The 2253-nt window shown below is 40.4% G+C and carries 1 pseudogene; it reads right to left on the reverse strand.

What is annotated here, in order from left to right:
* Positions 1 to 2253 (reverse strand): annotated as a pseudogene (locus tag ACFINS_RS09545) (hypothetical protein); the annotation flags it as partial.

Here is a 2253-nt window from a genome sequence, read left to right on the forward strand (position 1 = left end):
AGCGCTAATCTCACCATTTGCTAGAAACGTAATTCTACTGTTTTCTTGTGTCCTGACAGCTTTGCCTTTTTCTTCTTGCTTCTTCTCATGACGTGCTACAAAGGCATTGGCTTCATCATTCCATAACAAAGCATCACCTTTAACTTGCTGAGTAATATTCGTTATGTTTTTAGTAAGTTCGCTAAACTTATTTGTTACATTATCATTGACATTCTTGATATTGCTATCAAGCTGGCTTTTGTTAACAGCGTCATTATTGTTCTTTGCTTCCCCAACACCAGAAATTATCCGATCCGCACCGCTTTCATTTGCAATATTGATTTCTGCGCCACCTACTTTTGCACCAATAGTGAGACGATGCGTTGTTTTGTCTTGCTGAACAAAGCTCTCGCTTTCCACTTTGGTAATCACATTATTAACCTGTTCAGTCAATTTATTCTGAACATTCGTGATAGAACTTCCAACACCTGTAAGTGCATCAGCTACATTCGTATAGTTCTTGTCAAAAGAAGTACCATCCTCACTAAACTGCTTGATCTTGAAATCCGGTGCTTTCCATATGCCCACTTCATCATAACCAGCACCACCACCAAAATAGGTTGCAAGCGTGTTACCCATTGCATAAAGTTGACTACCAATGACAGCATCCGTTGAGCCGGGGCTGATCTCAGCCTTTTCTAGAAACGTAATTCTACTGTTTTCCTGTGTCCTTACAACTCTGCCTTTTTCTTCTTGCTTCTTCTCATGACGCGCTACAAAGGCATTGACCTCATCATTCCATAACAAAGAATCCTGTGCTACTCCTTCAGAAACTTCTTTAATCCGTGCATTCACATTCTTGATATTTGTATCAAGACCAGTAAATGCACTACCAACATCTTTAAAAGAGCCCTCTGTTATATTACCCTTTGTATCAATCTTGGATAAGTTATAAGTTGGTCCCGTCATAGCAGAACCAGCAACTCCTGCACCTCCACCAAAATATTTTGATGTATTCGCCATAGCCGTTTCCAGATTTCTCGCTGTGGACGAAAGACTCTCATTGGTTTTGCTTAACTGTGAAAAATTAACTGCATCGTTCGCTCCAGTGCCATCAGACACTCCTGTAATCTTTTTACCCCCAGCATCTATCCCAGAAATGATTATTTTCGGTCCACCTGTAATCACTAAGCCTGTTGCGTCTAGGGTATTGCTTCCTGCAGTTACTTTATTGACTGCGATTTCCTTAGCTAGATCAAATTTTATATTATTATTATCTTTGCCTTTGCTAATTTGAAGATTTTCACTTGCCGCTGATAAATCGATCTTGCTCTCTATACCGATAGTTGTAGCATCTGCACCACCAACAGACAGCTGCCAACCTTTATCTACGTAATTTTGTAATGACTTTATCTGCGCAACATTTACTGCATCAGTCAGTTCAGAACCAGCTGCTACCCCTATAATTTGTCGCGTTCCCTTCTCGCTGAGATTACCAACACTCATGGCACCATAAACACTCTTCCATTGAACTTCAGTACCTGTTGCATTCGCTTTCTTATTAGGAGAATAGCCAAAAACACCTCTAGCCCTATCGGCGACAGAATTGTAACCTAGCGCAACACCGCCCGATTCTTTCACTTCTGCCCATGCACCAACAATGGTGGCAGCAGAAGCGTAGTCTTTCGTGCTGTTGCCAACAATAGTAACACCTTCAAACAGATTACTTTGTGAATATGTCTGTATGCCGTTACCAATAGCAATAATATTAATGGCATTCGCATTCTGATTTTTTCCTATTTTTATATCATCATTAGTTGCATACGTACTCACCCTCCTTGCTAAACTATTAACGCCAGACAGCAAAATATCATCACTATTATCGTCCTCAACAGGCAGCATCCACCCTTTTTTAACAAATGTTTTTGGCAATTTTCGCACAGCAATATTATCCGCACTCATGCTTTTATCGTTAACCGCTATTCTTGTAAGCTGTGGCGCTTTCTTATCACCAACATTTCCAACTCGCGCAAAACGGCTACCTTCTGTCAAAACATTTACGACAGGACTCTTATCTCTCTTACCAGAAAGGGTTTTGGTTAAAAAATTTGCATAATCATCAGAAGCATTCAAACCAGCAACAGAGAGAAGGCTTTGTGGATAAGACACGCCGGTACTTTTTACACCTTCAAGAAATGTGTTTCTAAAATCAGGATTTGCTGAAAAAACAGGCGTAACATTCGATAAGAATGTAGCCGCTGTAGCCAACGAAAG

It is taken from the genome of Bartonella sp. AA2SXKL (assembly GCF_042197205.1).
Lineage (GTDB): Bacteria > Pseudomonadota > Alphaproteobacteria > Rhizobiales > Rhizobiaceae > Bartonella.